The organism is Mycobacterium syngnathidarum (assembly GCF_001942625.1).
Lineage (GTDB): Bacteria > Actinomycetota > Actinomycetes > Mycobacteriales > Mycobacteriaceae > Mycobacterium > Mycobacterium syngnathidarum.
In genome coordinates, this window is the sequence record NZ_MLCL01000001.1 from 13,056 (window position 1) to 27,305 (window position 14,250).

At 67.4% G+C, this 14,250-nt stretch carries 19 protein-coding genes and 1 riboswitch; of the genes, 6 read left to right on the forward strand and 13 right to left on the reverse strand.

From position 1 onward, the window contains the following. The first annotated feature begins 395 nt into the window (after positions 1–395). Positions 396–794: a pyridoxamine 5'-phosphate oxidase family protein gene (locus tag BKG60_RS32745; RefSeq protein ID WP_070943955.1), complete on the forward strand. Its 399-nt coding sequence runs from the start codon at positions 396–398 to the stop codon at positions 792–794. Between the two features lie 46 nt (positions 795–840). Here the strand turns inward: BKG60_RS32745 and BKG60_RS00080 are convergent, their stop codons facing one another. The 8 genes from BKG60_RS00080 to rpmB all read right to left on the reverse strand — a co-directional run bounded on the left by BKG60_RS00080 (position 841) and on the right by rpmB (position 5,400). Beyond that, the gene (locus BKG60_RS00080) at positions 841–1,500 is read right to left on the reverse strand and encodes a (2Fe-2S)-binding protein (RefSeq protein ID WP_070943895.1); all 660 of its coding nucleotides are present in this window, start codon (positions 1,498–1,500) and stop codon (positions 841–843) included. Beyond that, positions 1,497–2,273 (reverse strand): ABC transporter ATP-binding protein, encoded by a 777-nt coding sequence (locus tag BKG60_RS00085; protein WP_070943894.1) that lies wholly within the window; start codon positions 2,271–2,273, stop codon positions 1,497–1,499. The genes BKG60_RS00080 and BKG60_RS00085 overlap by 4 nt, the downstream gene beginning before the upstream one ends. Then, positions 2,270–3,289: a FecCD family ABC transporter permease gene (locus BKG60_RS00090; protein ID WP_070943893.1), complete on the reverse strand. Its 1,020-nt coding sequence runs from the start codon at positions 3,287–3,289 to the stop codon at positions 2,270–2,272. The genes BKG60_RS00085 and BKG60_RS00090 overlap by 4 nt, the downstream gene beginning before the upstream one ends. Next, on the reverse strand, positions 3,286–4,254 hold the full coding sequence (locus tag BKG60_RS00095) for an ABC transporter substrate-binding protein (protein WP_083339194.1): 969 nt from the start codon (positions 4,252–4,254) through the stop codon (positions 3,286–3,288). Before BKG60_RS00095 ends, BKG60_RS00090 begins: the two co-directional genes overlap by 4 nt. Before the next feature lie 40 nt (positions 4,255–4,294). Continuing rightward, a riboswitch (cobalamin riboswitch) is annotated at positions 4,295–4,437 on the reverse strand. Beyond that, a complete protein-coding gene (rpsR, locus tag BKG60_RS00100) occupies positions 4,432–4,695 on the reverse strand; it encodes a 30S ribosomal protein S18 (RefSeq protein WP_070187754.1) in 264 nt (87 codons plus the stop codon). Its footprint overlaps the riboswitch before it by 6 nt. After that, complete coding sequence (gene rpsN, locus BKG60_RS00105) at positions 4,695–5,000, reverse strand: 30S ribosomal protein S14 (RefSeq protein ID WP_070943892.1); 306 nt, start codon at positions 4,998–5,000, stop codon at positions 4,695–4,697. The genes rpsR and rpsN overlap by 1 nt, the downstream gene beginning before the upstream one ends. Further along, the gene (rpmG, locus tag BKG60_RS00110; protein ID WP_070943891.1) at positions 5,000–5,164 is read right to left on the reverse strand and encodes a 50S ribosomal protein L33; all 165 of its coding nucleotides are present in this window, start codon (positions 5,162–5,164) and stop codon (positions 5,000–5,002) included. Before rpmG ends, rpsN begins: the two co-directional genes overlap by 1 nt. Beyond that, entirely contained in the window at positions 5,164–5,400 is a 237-nt protein-coding gene (gene rpmB / locus BKG60_RS00115; protein ID WP_070187751.1) for a 50S ribosomal protein L28, read from the reverse strand. The genes rpmG and rpmB overlap by 1 nt, the downstream gene beginning before the upstream one ends. Before the next feature lie 75 nt (positions 5,401–5,475). Here rpmB and mrf point away from each other — a divergent pair, with 75 nt between their 5' ends. From mrf to BKG60_RS00135, 4 genes are all read left to right on the forward strand, one after another. Further along, entirely contained in the window at positions 5,476–6,660 is a 1,185-nt protein-coding gene (gene mrf / locus BKG60_RS00120; protein ID WP_070943890.1) for a ribosome hibernation factor-recruiting GTPase MRF, read from the forward strand. Beyond that, a complete protein-coding gene (locus tag BKG60_RS00125) occupies positions 6,657–6,911 on the forward strand; it encodes a type B 50S ribosomal protein L31 (RefSeq protein WP_070187749.1) in 255 nt (84 codons plus the stop codon). Before mrf ends, BKG60_RS00125 begins: the two co-directional genes overlap by 4 nt. A gap of 16 nt (positions 6,912–6,927) precedes the next feature. Beyond that, entirely contained in the window at positions 6,928–7,851 is a 924-nt protein-coding gene (locus BKG60_RS00130; RefSeq protein WP_070943889.1) for an MBL fold metallo-hydrolase, read from the forward strand. A gap of 102 nt (positions 7,852–7,953) precedes the next feature. After that, complete coding sequence (locus BKG60_RS00135; RefSeq protein WP_120764776.1) at positions 7,954–9,219, forward strand: SLC13 family permease; 1,266 nt, start codon at positions 7,954–7,956, stop codon at positions 9,217–9,219. A gap of 89 nt (positions 9,220–9,308) precedes the next feature. Here BKG60_RS00135 and rlmB read toward each other — a convergent pair whose 3' ends face one another. Genes rlmB through carD form a run of 5 tightly spaced genes read right to left on the reverse strand, consistent with a single transcriptional unit; the run spans position 9,309 to position 13,336 of the window. Continuing rightward, positions 9,309–10,253 carry a 23S rRNA (guanosine(2251)-2'-O)-methyltransferase RlmB gene (rlmB, locus tag BKG60_RS00140; protein ID WP_070187747.1) on the reverse strand — a complete coding sequence of 315 codons (945 nt, stop codon included), beginning with the start codon at positions 10,251–10,253 and terminating at the stop codon, positions 9,309–9,311. Continuing rightward, complete coding sequence (gene cysS / locus BKG60_RS00145; RefSeq protein WP_075908968.1) at positions 10,254–11,654, reverse strand: cysteine--tRNA ligase; 1,401 nt, start codon at positions 11,652–11,654, stop codon at positions 10,254–10,256. 45 nt (positions 11,655–11,699) lie between these two features. Continuing rightward, positions 11,700–12,176: a 2-C-methyl-D-erythritol 2,4-cyclodiphosphate synthase gene (gene ispF / locus BKG60_RS00150; RefSeq protein ID WP_075908969.1), complete on the reverse strand. Its 477-nt coding sequence runs from the start codon at positions 12,174–12,176 to the stop codon at positions 11,700–11,702. Further along, on the reverse strand, positions 12,173–12,844 hold the full coding sequence (gene ispD / locus BKG60_RS00155) for a 2-C-methyl-D-erythritol 4-phosphate cytidylyltransferase (RefSeq protein ID WP_242671521.1): 672 nt from the start codon (positions 12,842–12,844) through the stop codon (positions 12,173–12,175). The genes ispF and ispD overlap by 4 nt, the downstream gene beginning before the upstream one ends. A gap of 3 nt (positions 12,845–12,847) precedes the next feature. Then, positions 12,848–13,336 (reverse strand): RNA polymerase-binding transcription factor CarD, encoded by a 489-nt coding sequence (carD, locus tag BKG60_RS00160; protein ID WP_003921720.1) that lies wholly within the window; start codon positions 13,334–13,336, stop codon positions 12,848–12,850. 297 nt (positions 13,337–13,633) lie between these two features. Between carD and BKG60_RS00165 the strand changes: the two genes are divergently transcribed. Then, on the forward strand, positions 13,634–14,212 hold the full coding sequence (locus BKG60_RS00165) for a copper chaperone PCu(A)C domain-containing protein (RefSeq protein WP_070187744.1): 579 nt from the start codon (positions 13,634–13,636) through the stop codon (positions 14,210–14,212). The last annotated feature ends 38 nt before the right edge of the window (positions 14,213–14,250 follow it).

A 14,250-nucleotide genomic window follows, 5' to 3' on the forward strand; every position in this document is an offset into this window, starting at 1 on the left:
TTGGACGGCGCTGGTTACCAACAACTGGAAGTTGACAGTCGGGGACACGACCGCCAAGTCGATCAATAAGTTAGAGTTACCAAATCATTTGTTTCGGTCTACCTTAATATTGCGGAGGTACTGGCGTGCACGACGGATACGGGGGATGGGAGGACGCGGTGGCCGTGCTGGGCGCATTGGCCGACGGTGACAAGACGGTCGCCGCGGCAATCGTGCGCACCAGCCGTCACCCGGCAGCATTGGCCGAGAAGCTGGCCCACTTGCTATCGGTGGCCATCCGCCTCCCAGACGTGGACACGGGCCGATTCGTCGCCGTCGCGCGAACATGTCCACCCCCACCCTCAATACCGGTGTTTGTCAACAAATTTCACAACAGAAAGGACAGTCCTGCGGCCATGCTCACCGAACCCATGAAAGCGATGCTCGCGACCCAGCTGCCGATCGTGGCCTCGGTCACCGACTCCGGAACCCCCAATGTCGGGCCGAAACGATCGCTGCGCGTCTACGGCGACGGATCGCTCATCTTCAACGAGAACACAGGCGGGCAGACCCTGACCAACATCCGTAACGGGTCCAAGATTGCCGTCGCGGTCATCGACCGCGACGCTCTGGACGGTTTCCGGTTCCTGGGCACCCCCACGCTGCACGACTCGGGCCCCGCGTTCGACAACGCCGTTGCATTCGCCACCGACCGCGGCATGAAGTCACCCCACTACGCAGTCGTCGTCACCATCGACACCATCTACACCCTCAAACCGGGCCCCACTGCCGGAAACCGGGTTACCTCATTTTGATTCGCGGAGGTGATCGTAGAGCCTCACGAATCACACATCCCTACGCTTACCGATGCCTGAGGGCGCAGTCACCACACTTCGATCCGCCGGGCACCCGGTAATACAGGCAACAACTGCGTCGCCGAAAAGTGAGGCCGCTCAGGGCCCCCGTCCCGGCCAGTTCAGCTGTCGCCAATAGGGATTCGGTGACCTCGACGACATCGTCACGCAATCCGGGCCGAGCCCTGGCCAGATCGGCCGCAGCCGCGACCAGCGCAGCCGCAGCGTTGCCGTAGAGAAGGCGAGGCGCCATCTTGACCCGCAGGCCCGCTGCCAGGGGTTCAAGGTGGTCGGTGACCACAGCGCGATACAACTGCCCGGCCAGCGGACGATCGGGATCCACCGGATTTCCCAGCGGTTCCGGAAGTCGCAGATCTGTCCCGGTGTCGCGACGTTGCAGCGCAGTCAGATCCGGGATGACACCGTGTCCCAGCGCGGTCGCCAGTACGGGTGACCACAACCGCGATGCATGGCTGAACTGCACGAGGGAGGCACCGATGCGCAGATCGGACGTCCGGTTTCGGTCGGTAGTGGCAACGACCAGGTCGGCGCAACCCTCGTCATAGCAGCGCTGCATCGGAATCCAGTCCGCCGAATCCCCGCCGACTGTGATCGCGAAAAACCCTCCGTATGAGGTGATCTCGGCAAGTTGGCTCTCGATGTTCACAGCCGGGCCACCGCTCTGGGTGCGACGGTGACGCGTGGCCTGCCGGTATCGGCATCGATCCGGGCCTCGACGCCATACACGTCGCCGAGCAGATCGACGGTGAGAACCTGCCCGGGCTCGCCCACCGTGACCAGCCGGCCCTTGTCGAGGACACAGATCCGATCGCAATACGCCGCGGCGAGGTTCAGGTCATGCAAAGCAGCGACCACCGTGGCGCCGGTATCCCTCAGCAACTGCAGAGCCTCGTGCTGGTGCCGCAGGTCCAGGTGGTTGGTCGGTTCGTCGAGCACGATCACACTGGTGCGTTGCGCCAGGGCACGGGCGATGAGCACCCGTTGCTTCTGTCCTCCCGACAGTCGGCAGTAATCGGCGCCGCTCAGCTCGGCGATGTCCAGTGCGGCCAGCGCCGCGTCGATGATCTCGACGTCCTCGGAGTTGTCGGCCTCGAACGATCGTTTGTACGGCGTGCGACCCATCGCCACCATGTCGAACACGGTGAGCTCGAAATCGCCGGTGGCTTCCTGCAACACCGCTGCGACCCGACGGGCGGCCCGCTTTCCCGGCAGCGTCCAGATGTCGGCGTCGCCGACCAGGACGCGTCCGGCACTGGGCCGCTGAGCCCGGTACAGCGTGCGCAGCAGGGTGGTTTTGCCCGCTCCGTTGGGGCCGACCACGGCCAGCATCTCCCCCGAACCGACCGACAACGAGACATCGGTGACCAAGGACTTGGCGCGCACGGACACCGAGACCGACTCGAACGAAACTGGCGTCATGCCTGTGCCTTCCGCCGCATCAACCATAGGAAGAACGGTCCGCCGACGAGCGCGGTGAGAATCCCGACCGGCAGTTCCTCGGGTGCGGCCACGGTACGGGCCACGATGTCGCAGAGTACGAGAAACGCCGCGCCCAGCAACACGGCGGCGGGCAACGCCCTGCGGTGATCGGCGCCGACCACCAGACGCACCACGTGCGGCATGATCAGCCCGACAAAGCCGATGGTGCCGCTGACCGCGACCATCGCCCCCACCATCAGGGCCACGACGACGAACATCGCCGCCCGGAACCGGTGCACGTCCAGCCCGAGCGACGCGGCCGCCTCTTCACCGGTGTAGAGCAGGTTCAGCGGTCTGCTGGCCGCCAAAAGTACCAGAACACCGACGAATACGGCCAGCGCAGGAATCCAGACCATGCGCCAGGTGGTTCCGCCCAGGCCTCCGAGCATCCACCGGACGGCCGACTGCGCCTTGTGTGGATCATCGGAGGTGACGATCACCAGGCTGGCCAATGCCGACAGCACCTCGGCCACCGCGACGCCGGCCAAGATGAGCCGCACCGTGGTCATCCGCCCGCCCGAACGGGCCAAGAAGTACACCACGACGAGGGCGAGGAACCCTCCGACGAAAGCCGCCAGCGGCAAGGTGACCACCTGGAGCGCGCCCGCGCCGAGAACCAGTATCGCGACCGCCCCGACCGATGCTCCCGAGGAGACGCCCAGCAGCATGGGGTCGGCGAGCGGGTTGCGCACCACTGCCTGCAGGGCCATGCCGCAGGCCGCCAGGCCCGCACCGACCACCGCTCCCAGCACCACCCGGGGCAGCCGGGCGTCGATCACGATCGACTCGCGCACCGCGGGCCAGCTCTGTTCGGCCAGTACCGGGTGGATTGCGTGCACCACGATGGCCCAGACCTGCTGCGGCGGGAGCGACACCGACCCGGCCGCGACGCCGGCGGTCATCGACGCCAACAGCAGTGCCACGAGCGATGCGATTACCAGGCGGTAGCGGGTCACCAGAACCGATCCGGATGCAGCTGCCTGGCCAGGGCGTCCACCGCCTGGCCGACCCGCACCCCGACCACGACCGAGGACAACGGAAGGACCGCGAACCGCTGCTGCCGCACTGCCGGAACATGCTGCAGCAGAGGATGTTCGGTCAGGAATCGCTTTTTGTCCGCGACGGGTTGATCGCCGTAGTCGTAGATCAAGATGGCTTCGGGTGTGCGTTCGGCGAACTGCTCGAACGACACGTCGCCCCACACCCTGGGGACATCGGCGAACAGGTTGACTCCACCAGCCGCCTCGATCATCAGGTTGCCGATGCCCTTGCCGCCAGAGGTGAACACCGTCGCCTCACCGCTGTCATAGACGGCCACCCGAACCGGTCGGACTCCGCGCACCTTGTCGCCGGACAGCGCGAGCTCGCGGTGCAGCTTCTCGATCTGCCGCTCGGCGCGGTCCTGGACACCGAAGATCGTTCCGACGTCGCGAATTTCGTCATCCACGGTCGTCAGGCTGACCGGGTGGTCCAGGCAGTCCTCGATGTTGAGCCGGGTGGGAATCCCGGCATCGGCCAGCCGTTGCCTGCCGCGCCCCTCCTTTTCGTCGAAGGCGCTTTCCCACCCGCCGTAGACGAAATCGGGTTCCACGGCCAGCAGGGATTCATAGGACGGGTACTCCTCGGCCAGCACCGGCACGCTGTCGTACGCAGCCTGATACTCGGGCAGGATGCGGTCATCGAGATAGGACGTACCGACCATGGAGTTTTCCAGGCCGAGCGCCAGTAGCGTCTCGATCGCATGCTGGTTGAGGGCCACCGCCCTGGCCGGCGGACGGTCATAGGTCGTCGTCATACCGCAGTTGTCGACGGTCACCGGATATCCGGCCGCTGCCGCATCGGTTTCGGGTGCGGGGGTCGAGGCGCATCCCGATACCAGTAGCACCGACGCCAGACCGGCGAACAACCAACGAACAGCCATGTGCGCACCCATCCTCTCCAGGGAGATCCGCCCCAGTACGTGCGAGGTGGCGACTGCGGTGCGTATCTGGCTCTCGAGGATCAGCTGATGCCGACCCATCGATCACAGTGGCGGGACCGCGCCGGATTCACACCGGCTTCCACGATCCGCAGTCGCTCTATCACCGTCGATGGTAAATCAAGCCGGGCCGACCACCGGCAACAGCGCCATCTCCCTGGCGTTCTTGATCGCGGTGGCGACCTGGCGCTGCTGCTGCGGGGTCAGCCCGGTGACCCGGCGGGACCTGATCTTGCCCCGCTCGCTGATGAAGGTGCGAAGCAGCTGGACATCCTTGTAGTCGACTTCGGTGATGCCCAGGGCGGTCAGCTGATTACGCCGAGGCTTCTTCAATTCCGTTGCCGGCGGACGTTTCCGCGCGTTCTTCCGGGTCTTGGTCGCCATCACCAACTCGACTTCCGCACGCCGGGAAGCTCTCCCCGGTGGGCAAGTTCGCGCACCCGCACCCGCGACAGGCCGAACTTGCGCAGATGCCCGCGTGGCCGGCCGTCGACCGAATCTCGATTCCGCAGCCGCACCGGGCTCGAATCGCGCGGCAGCCGCTGCAGCGCCGAGACCGCCGCGGCCTTCTGCTCACGCGTGCTGGCCGGGTTGCGGATGGCCTCTTTGAGCTCGGCCCGCCGTTCGGCATAGCGCGCCACCAGCTCACGGCGCCGATCGTTCTTGACGATCTTGGATTTCTTCGCCATCAGCGCTCCTCGCGGAAGTCGACGTGCTTGCGGATCACCGGGTCGTACTTGCGCAGGACGATGCGGTCGGGATCGTTGCGGCGGTTCTTGCGGGTGACGTAGGTGTAGCCGGTCCCGGCCGTCGACTTCAGTTTCACGATCGGGCGAACATCGGTACTGGCCATCAGATCTTCTCCCCTGCGCTACGGAGCCGTGCCACCACGGCTTCGATGCCGTCGCGGTCGATCACCTTGATTCCCTTGGCGCTCACCCGAAGTCGGATCCGGCGCCCTTCCGACGGCAGGTAGTACGTCTTGTTCTGGATGTTCGGATTCCAGCGCCTGCGATTTCGCTTGTGCGAATGCGACACCGTGTTGCCGAACCCGGGCGAGCGCCCGGTGACCTGGCAATGGGCCGACATTGAATCTCCTCACTCGTGGGGTAGCCTGGCTTAAGCGTAATGATAATCATTTTCAATAGCTAGTTGGGAGGCCAGGTGCGCACCCCTGTTGTGCTGGTCGCCGGTCAGGGCGACGTCGAAGGTGTGGCCGATCAGTTGAGCCGCTGTCCGGGGACCGTGCTGGTCCGTCATACCTACGACGGGCAGGTGGTGCTGAGGGACGTCACCGATCAGAACGGCTCGTCGGAGATGGCCCTCGAGCTGGCGCACGGCTGCGTGACCTGCACAGTGCGCGACGACCTGCTGATCCTGCTGCGGCGGCTGCACCGGCGCAGCGATGTCACCCGCATCGTCGTGGCCCTGATGGGCTGGCTCGAACCCGAACCGGTGTGCTGGGCCATCGAGAACATCCACGTGCAGGTGGGGCCGGGCTACATCGATGGGCCCGCCGCCCGCGACGTCAGCATCGCGGCGGTCACCACCTGCATCGACACCCAGGACTGGCTGCGGCAAGCGGTTGGCGACGACGAGCTGGGCGACGGCCGCACTGTCGCCCAGGTGGTGGTCGGCCAGGCCGAGTTCGCCGATGCGCTGGTGCTGACCGAGCCCGAGGCCACCACCCTGTCCGTGCTGCGCCGGCTCGCGCCCCGAGCCCGCATCACCGTCGGCACCCAACGCGTCGAGACGGCGCTGGCACACCTGGACCCCGGGACCCGGCGTGGCCGCGTCGGCTCACCGCACGATCCGCTGCTCGACGGCCAACCACCGCTGGATCAAGACGGTGAGGTCGGCATCGTCGAGTTCACCGCGCGACGGCCGTTTCATCCGCTGCGCCTGCACGCTGCCATCGATCCACTGCTCGAGGGCGTCGTGCGCACCCGCGGCCGAGCCTGGCTGGCCAACCGCCCGGCCGAGGTCATGTGGATCGAGTCCGCAGGCGGCGGACTGCATTTCAGCAGCGCCGGGAAATGGCTGGCAGCAATGGATTCCACCGAGCGGGCCTACACCGACCCCGAACGGCTGGCGATGGCCGCGATCGACTGGCACAACGCGTACGGCGACCGCCATGTGTCACTGACCGTCCTGGTCTGCGGCGCCCGCCCGGACGAGATCAGCGACGCGCTCCACGGCGCGCTGCTCACCGACGACGAACTCACCCGGCCCGGCGAGTGGGCGCACTACCCCGACCCGTTCGGCGACTGGCACGAAGACCCATGCGATGACCAGGCCGGCGCCGACGAAGCCGCGACGCGCGGCCACCACGAAGGAGGACAACCGTGAAACCGAACATCCACCCCGACTATCACCCAGTGGTGTTCCAGGACGCCGCCACCGGCAGCCAGTTCCTGACCCGGTCCACAGCCACCAGTGAGCGCACCATCGAATGGGCCACGCCGGAAGGACCCCAGACCTACCCGCTGATCGTCGTCGACGTCACCAGCGACTCACACCCGTTCTGGACCGGCACTGCCCGCCATCTCGACGCAGCCGGGCAGGTGGAGAAGTTCCGGCGCCGCTACGGACACATCTAAGTCCTAGGGTGGGCCCATGCGGCCCAAGCCCGGCAGGCCCGACCTGGCCTCCTATGCGCGGTTCTTCGACGTGCCGTCGAGCACAGCACAATCCCCGGTCACCCTCACCTGGGCGGGGGTCAGCACGCTGCTGGTGGACGACGGCTCGTCGGCGATCTTGACCGACGGTTTCTTCTCGCGGCCCGCACTGCCCAGCGTCGTGCTGCGCAAGCTGAAGCCGTCACTGCCCCGCATCGACGGCAGCCTGGCCCGCCTCGGCATCGACAAGCTCGAGGCGGTGCTGCCGGTTCACACCCACTTCGACCACGCCATGGACTCGGCCGTGGTGGCCGAGCGGACCGGCGCCCGGTTGGTGGGCGGCACCTCGACGGCCCAGGTGGGAGTGGGCGGCGGCCTCGCCCCCGAACGGATCGTCACGGTCACTCCTGGCGAAGCCCTCACCCTCGGCGCCTTCGACGTGACGCTGTTCGAGTCCGAACACTGCCCGCCGGATCGTTTTCCCGGCACGATCACCACCCCCGTCGTACCGCCGGTCAAAGCTTCGGCGTACAAGTGCGGCGAAGCCTGGTCGACGCTGGTGCACCATCGGCCCAGCGACCGCACCCTGCTGATCGTCGGCAGCGCCGGCGCGGTGCCGGGCGCGTTGGCCGGGCAGCGCGCCGAGGTGGTCTACCTGGGTGTCGGCCAACTCGGGCTGCAGTCCGAACGGTATTTCGAAAACTACTGGGCCGAAACCGTCCGCACCGTCGGTGCGCGCCGCGTGGTGCTGATCCATTGGGACGACTTCTTCCGGCCGCTGCACAAACCGTTGCGGGCCTTGCCTTTTGCCGGTGACGACCTGGACGTGTCGATGCGCGTGCTGACCAGGCTGGCCGAACGCGACGGGGTCAGCCTGCATCTGCCCACACTGTGGGAACGTGCCGATCCGTGGATCAGCTGAGCCGCTGAACCGCTTGCGGCAGCCACACCGCGCCGAGAGTGACGCAGATGTCGCAGGCACCGCGACGGAGCGACCCCTGCGTCACGCTCGGTGTGAAATCGAATGTTCGACCGGCCGAAAGGATCCACGCCGTTGATACTGGCCCTGGTGCTGCTGGCCGTGGTCCTGGTGTTCGCGCTGGCGCGCCCCGAGGGCTGGCCCGAGGCCGTTGTCGCGATCCCGGCCGCCGGCCTGTTGATCGCATGCGACGTGATCTCACCGGACGACGCCCTGGCCGAGGCGGGTCGCCTGCTGCCGGTGGTCGGATTCCTGGCGGCCGTGCTGGTTCTGGCCCACCTGTGCGACGACGAGGGCCTGTTCCACGCTGCGGGCACGCTGATGGCCCGGGCCAGCCGGGGAGATTCTCAGCGGCTGCTGGTCCGGGTCTTCCTGATCGGGGCGACGACGACGGCTGTGCTGAGCCTGGACGCGACCGTGGTGTTGTTGACGCCGGTGCTGCTGGCCACCGCCCGCACCCTGTCGGTGCCGCCGCGGCCACATGCCTATGCCAGCGCACATCTGGCCAACTCCGCGTCCTTGCTGTTTCCGGTGTCGAACCTGACGAATCTGTTGGCATTCGCCGTGGCGGGATTGTCCTTCACTCAGTTCAGCGCGGTGATGGCGCTGCCCTGGCTGGCCGTCATCTCTGTCGAATTCGTCATCCTGCGTTGGCTTTTCCGCCACGAGTTGAAACCCCCGGCCGCCGACGTTACTCCCCCGCCACCTGAGGTGCCGGTGTTCGTGATCGTGGTGCTGGGTTTGACCCTGGCAGGTTTCGTCGTCATCTCGGTGTTCGATGTGTCGCCCGCCTGGGCGGCGCTGGCCGGTGCGGTGGTGCTCGGCGTGCGCAGTCTGGCCCAGCGGCGCAGCACCATCGGCGGGATCGTACGCGCGGTCAACGTGCCGTTCCTGGCGTTTGTGCTGTGCCTTGGCGTGGTGGTGGACGCGGTGGTCCAAAACGGTCTCGGCGAGGCCATGCGGGGCGTGCTTCCGGTCGGTGATTCACTACCCGCACTGTTGGGTCTGGCGGCCGTCGCGGCCGTGCTGGCCAATCTGGTCAACAATCTTCCGGCCGCGCTGGTGCTACTACCGCTGGTGGCCGGAGCCGGACCGGGCGCGGTGCTGGCCGTGCTGATCGGGGTCAATGTCGGCCCCAACCTGACCTACATCGGCTCGTTGTCAAACCTGCTGTGGCGCAATGTGGTCCATCGCGAGGGGCTGCCTGCTCGGTTCACCGAGTTCAGTCGGGTAGGGCTGGCGACCGTGCCGTTCACCCTGGTGGCCGGTGTGGTGGCGCTGTGGGTCAGCCTGCGTGTCCTCGGAGGTTAGCCGCAGCGGGCCTGAGCCCGGAGTTGAGTCTGCGGTCCGGGCGGGCCTCACTCACATGTGTGCGCCGTTGGCGCAGACCGAACGGCAAATCAGGAAGTGCGGCGCTGACGGGCAATCTCAGCCAGTACCACGCCGGCGGCCACCGAGGCGTTCAACGACTCCGTAGGCCCGGCCATCGGGATCGACACCACCGCATCGCAGTTCTCCCGCACCAGCCGCGACAGGCCCTTGCCCTCCGAGCCGACCACCACGACCATCGGGCCGCTGCCCTCGAGCTCGTCGAGTGTGGTGTCACCACCGGCATCCAAGCCGACCACCTGCAGGCCGGCGTCGGCCCAACTCTTCAGCGCGCGAGTCAGATTCGTCGCCCGAGCCACGGGTGTGCGGGCCGCGGCCCCGGCGCTGGTGCGCCACGCCACCGCGGTCACCGAAGCCGAGCGCCGCTGCGGGATCAACACACCGTGCCCGCCGAAGGCAGCCACCGAACGCACGATGGCACCCAGGTTGCGCGGATCGGAGATGTTGTCCAGCGCCACCATCAGCGCCGGCTCCCCGGAATCCCGGGCGGCCTTCAACAAGTCGTCGGGATGGGCGTAGTTGTACGGCGGCACCTGCAGCGCCATGCCCTGGTGCAACCCGTTGTTGCTCATCCGATCCAGATCGTGGCGCTGCACCTCGAGGATCGAGATGCCGCGGTCGGCGGCGATCTGCACGGATTCGGTCAACCGCTCATCGGCTTCGGTGCCCAGCGCCACATACAGGGCGGTGGCCGGAACCTTGGCCCGCAGACACTCCACGACCGGATTGCGCCCCAGCACCAATTCGGTGTCGTCGGTCTTGCGATGCCGGCCCTGCGCCTGACGCGCCGCCTTGGCGGCCTTCTTGGCGGCCGGATGATGCGGACGCTGGTCCGCGCGCGGTGTGGCCCCGCGGCCTTCCAGCCCGCGGCGACGCACGCCACCGGACCCAACCGTCGGCCCCTTCTTGGTCCCCGGCTTGCGCACCGCGCCGCGCCGCTGCGAATTCCCGGCCATCTACGCTCCGTTCCCGTCCACCAGTGCCCATTGCGGGCCGTCGGCAGTGTCGGTGACCTCGATGCCGGCCGCCTTGAGCCGGTCCCGGATGGCGTCGGCCGCCGCCCAGTCCCGGTTGGCCCGGGCCTCGGCCCGGCCGGCCAGCGCCCACTGCACCAATTCATCCACGGCAGCCAGTGCGGCCGACGTCTCGTCGCGGGACTCCCAACGCTCATCGAGCGGATCGCAGCCCAGGATGCCCATCATCGCCCTGATCGAGGTGGCCTGCGCCATCGCCCCCGCGTGATCACCGGCGTCCAGTGCGCGGTTGCCCTCGGCGCGGGCAGCGTGCACCTCGGCCAGCGCCATCGGCACCGCGAGGTCGTCGTCGAGTGCGGCCGCGAATTTCGGCGTCCAGTCACCGACGGCGACGGCACCGACGCGGTTGCGCACCCGGTGCAGGAAATCTTCGATACCGCTGTAGGCCTTCACCGCGTCCTGCAGCGCCGTCTCGGAGAATTCCAGCATGGACCGATAGTGCGCGCTGCCCAGGTAGTAGCGCAGCTCGGCTGCCCGAACCCGTTGCAGCACAGCGGGAATCGACAGCACATTGCCCAGCGACTTGCTCATCTTCTCGCCGCCCATGGTGACCCAGCCGTTGTGCAGCCAGTACCGGGCGAAGCCGTCGCCCGCGGCCTGTGCCTGGGCGATCTCGTTCTCGTGGTGCGGGAAGACCAGATCCATACCCCCGGCGTGGATGTCGAACTCCGCGCCCAGGTACGCCTCGCACATCGCCACGCACTCGGTGTGCCAACCGGGCCGGCCCCGGCCCCAGGGTGTCGGCCACGACGGTTCACCCGGCTTGGCGCCCTTCCACAGCGTGAAATCGCGCTGATCGCGCTTGCCTGTCGCCACCCCCTCGCCCTGGTGCACGTCATCGATACGGTGCCCGGACAGCGCACCGTAATCGGGCAGGCTGAGCACATCGAAGTAGACGTCGCCACCCTGGGCGTACGCGTGGCCCTTCTCGATCAGCCGGTCGATGAGCTCGACCATCTGGGTGATGTGGCCGGTGGCCCGCGGCTCAGCCGACGGCGGAAGCACACCCAGTGCGTCGTAGGCGGCGCTGAACGCCCGCTCATACGTCGCGGCCCACTCCCACCACGGTCGGCCGGCGTCAGCCGCCTTGTTGAGGATCTTGTCGTCGATATCGGTGACGTTGCGGATGAACGCAACGTCGTACCCATTGGCGGTCAGCCAGCGGCGCAACACGTCGAACGCGACTCCACTACGGACATGACCGATATGCGGCAAGCCCTGGACGGTCGCACCGCACAGGTAGATCGAAGCGTGCCCCGGCCGCAGCGGTACGAAGTCTCGTACGGCACCCGCCATGGTGTCGTACAGCCGCAAATCAGTCACTTCGGCTGTCCGTTCGCTCCGCTCACGACGGCCCAGCTTACCGGCCTATTCGGCAGGAACCACCAATGCGCTGGCCACCGCGGCCAATCCCTCGCCCCGGCCGGTCAGCCCGAGCCCGTCGGTGGTGGTGGCCGACACCGATACCGGCGCCCCGACCAGCTCGGTCAGCAGCCGCTGGGCCTCCTCGCGGCGCGGCCCGATCTTGGGCCGGTTTCCGATCACCTGCACGGTGGCATTGCCGATCTCGAAGCCTGCCGCCTGCACCAGTTCGCGGACGTGCCGCAACATGCCGGCGCCGGTCACCCCGCGCCATTCCGGCCGGTCGGTACCGAAGACCGCGCCGAGGTCACCGAGGCCGGCCGCACTGAGCAGCGCGTCGCACAATGCGTGCGCGGCGACGTCGCCGTCGGAGTGTCCGGCGCAGCCGTCGGCACCGTCGAAGAGCAGACCCAACAACCAGCAGGGGCGCCCCTGCTCGATGGGATGGACGTCGGTACCGAGACCGACCCTGGGAATCCTCACGCCCCACGCACCATGACAGCCTCGGCGAGCAACAGGTCCAGGGGTGTGGTGATCTTGAAAGCCAGCGGGTCGCCCTCGACGATCTGCACCGGCGTACCGATCTGTTCGACCAGCGAGGCGTCATCGGTGACCGCTCCGGCGCCGGCCCGCCGGTAGGCACGGCGCAACACGTCGGTGTGGAAGCCCTGAGGAGTCTGTACGGCCCGCAGGCCGGCCCGCTCCGGCGTCCCCAGCACCGCACCGTTGGCGTCGACCGCCTTGATGGTGTCGGCCAACGGGAGGCCGGGAACGACGGCGGCGTGCCCGTCGCCCAGTGCGGCAACCACCCGGGCGATCAGCGAAGGCGGAGTCAATGCCCGGGCAGCATCGTGCACGAGGATGAAATCGGGGTCGCCGGCGGCGGCGAGAGCCAGCGCCACCGACTCTGTCCGGTCGGCTCCCCCGGCCACGATCTGCGCGCGTTCCCCGAACACCAAGATGGCCTCGTCGGTGAGCGCGGGCGGCACCGCGACCACGACCGTGTCGATCACCCCTGAAGCCAGCAACCCGTCCAGGGCATGCTCCAACAGGGGCTTGCCCCCCAAACTGACGAACGCTTTGGGTCTGCCCGCGCCTAGCCGCTCACCAGAGCCGGCGGCCGGGACGACCGCGACAGTTGTTGCCACCACGCGTCAGGACGCGGCGGCCAGAACCTCGTCGAGAATGGTCTCGGCCTTGGCGTCATCGGTGTTCTCGGCCAGCGCGAGCTCGCCGACCAAAATCTGCCGGGCCTTGGCCAGCATTCGCTTCTCACCCGCGGACAGGCCGCGTTCCTGATCCCGACGCCACAGATCGCGGACCACCTCGGCAACCTTGTTCACGTCACCGGAGGCCAGCTTCTCGAGATTGGCCTTGTAGCGGCGCGACCAGTTGGTCGGCTCTTCGGTGTGCGGCGCGCGCAACACCTGGAAAACCTTGTCGAGGCCTTCCTGGCCCACGACGTCGCGGACTCCGACGTACTCGGCGTTCTCTGCGGGCACTCGAACGGTCAGATCCCCCTGGGCGACCTTCAGTACGAGATATTCCTTCTGCTCGCCTTTGATGGTCCGGGTTTCGATCGCCTCGATCAACGCAGCACCGTGGTGTGGATAGACGACGGTGTCTCCGACCTTAAAAATCATCTGATTCGAGCCCCTTTCGCTAGTCCATCGTAACACGGGCCCAGATCACATGCGCACCAACTGCGCAGGTCAGGGGCACTGCAGGTGAAGAACAGGGGTTGACACGGTGACGAAAGCGTGCAACTGCAGTGCCGTCCGGAGGCGCGAAAGGGGTGCCGCCGCAAAGCGGTTGCGAGGCTGAACCACCCGGCGCGGTACGCCGTTTCGACCCCGCTGCCACGCCCTCACATTCCACCCGCCGAGGCCACCTACTACTGTGCATAGTCGAAGTACGCCGACCCAGCTCAGGAGGCTTGAGTGAACCGCTTCGCAATGCGTGCCTCGGCCGGTCTGGCCGCATGTGGCCTGACCGCAGCCGTTCTCACCGGTTGCAGTGCCGGGCAGGTCTCCCAGACGGCGACCCAGGAACCCGCCGTCAACGGCGTCAACGCCCAGGCCGGCTCCATCGCCCTGCGCAACGTGCACCTGCGCGCTCCGCAGCAAAAGGACTACGTCGAGCCCGGCTCCGAGGCCGAGCTGCTGTTCGTCGCAGCCAACGATTCCACCGAGGCGCCCAACAAGCTCGTCTCCATCAAGACCACCGTCGGCGACGTGGCACTGACCGGGGACCAGACCATCCCGGCGGGCGGCGTGCTCGTGGTGGGCGAGCCCGACGGCCAGACCAAACCGCTGGAGAAGACCGAGGCGGCCGAGGCTGTCACCGCGAAGGTGACCTTGACCAAGCCGGTCACCAACGGGCTGCTCTACGACTTCACGTTCAAGTTCGAGAACGGCGAAACGACAGTGGCCGTGCCGATTTCGGCAGGCGAGGCGCCCCGGCGCAACAAGGCGGGCGAAGAGCCCGGCGAGGGCGCCGCCGCCGGTGGCCATCACTGATCTGAAAGATCTCTGACCCTCCGGACCCCCACCGGCGC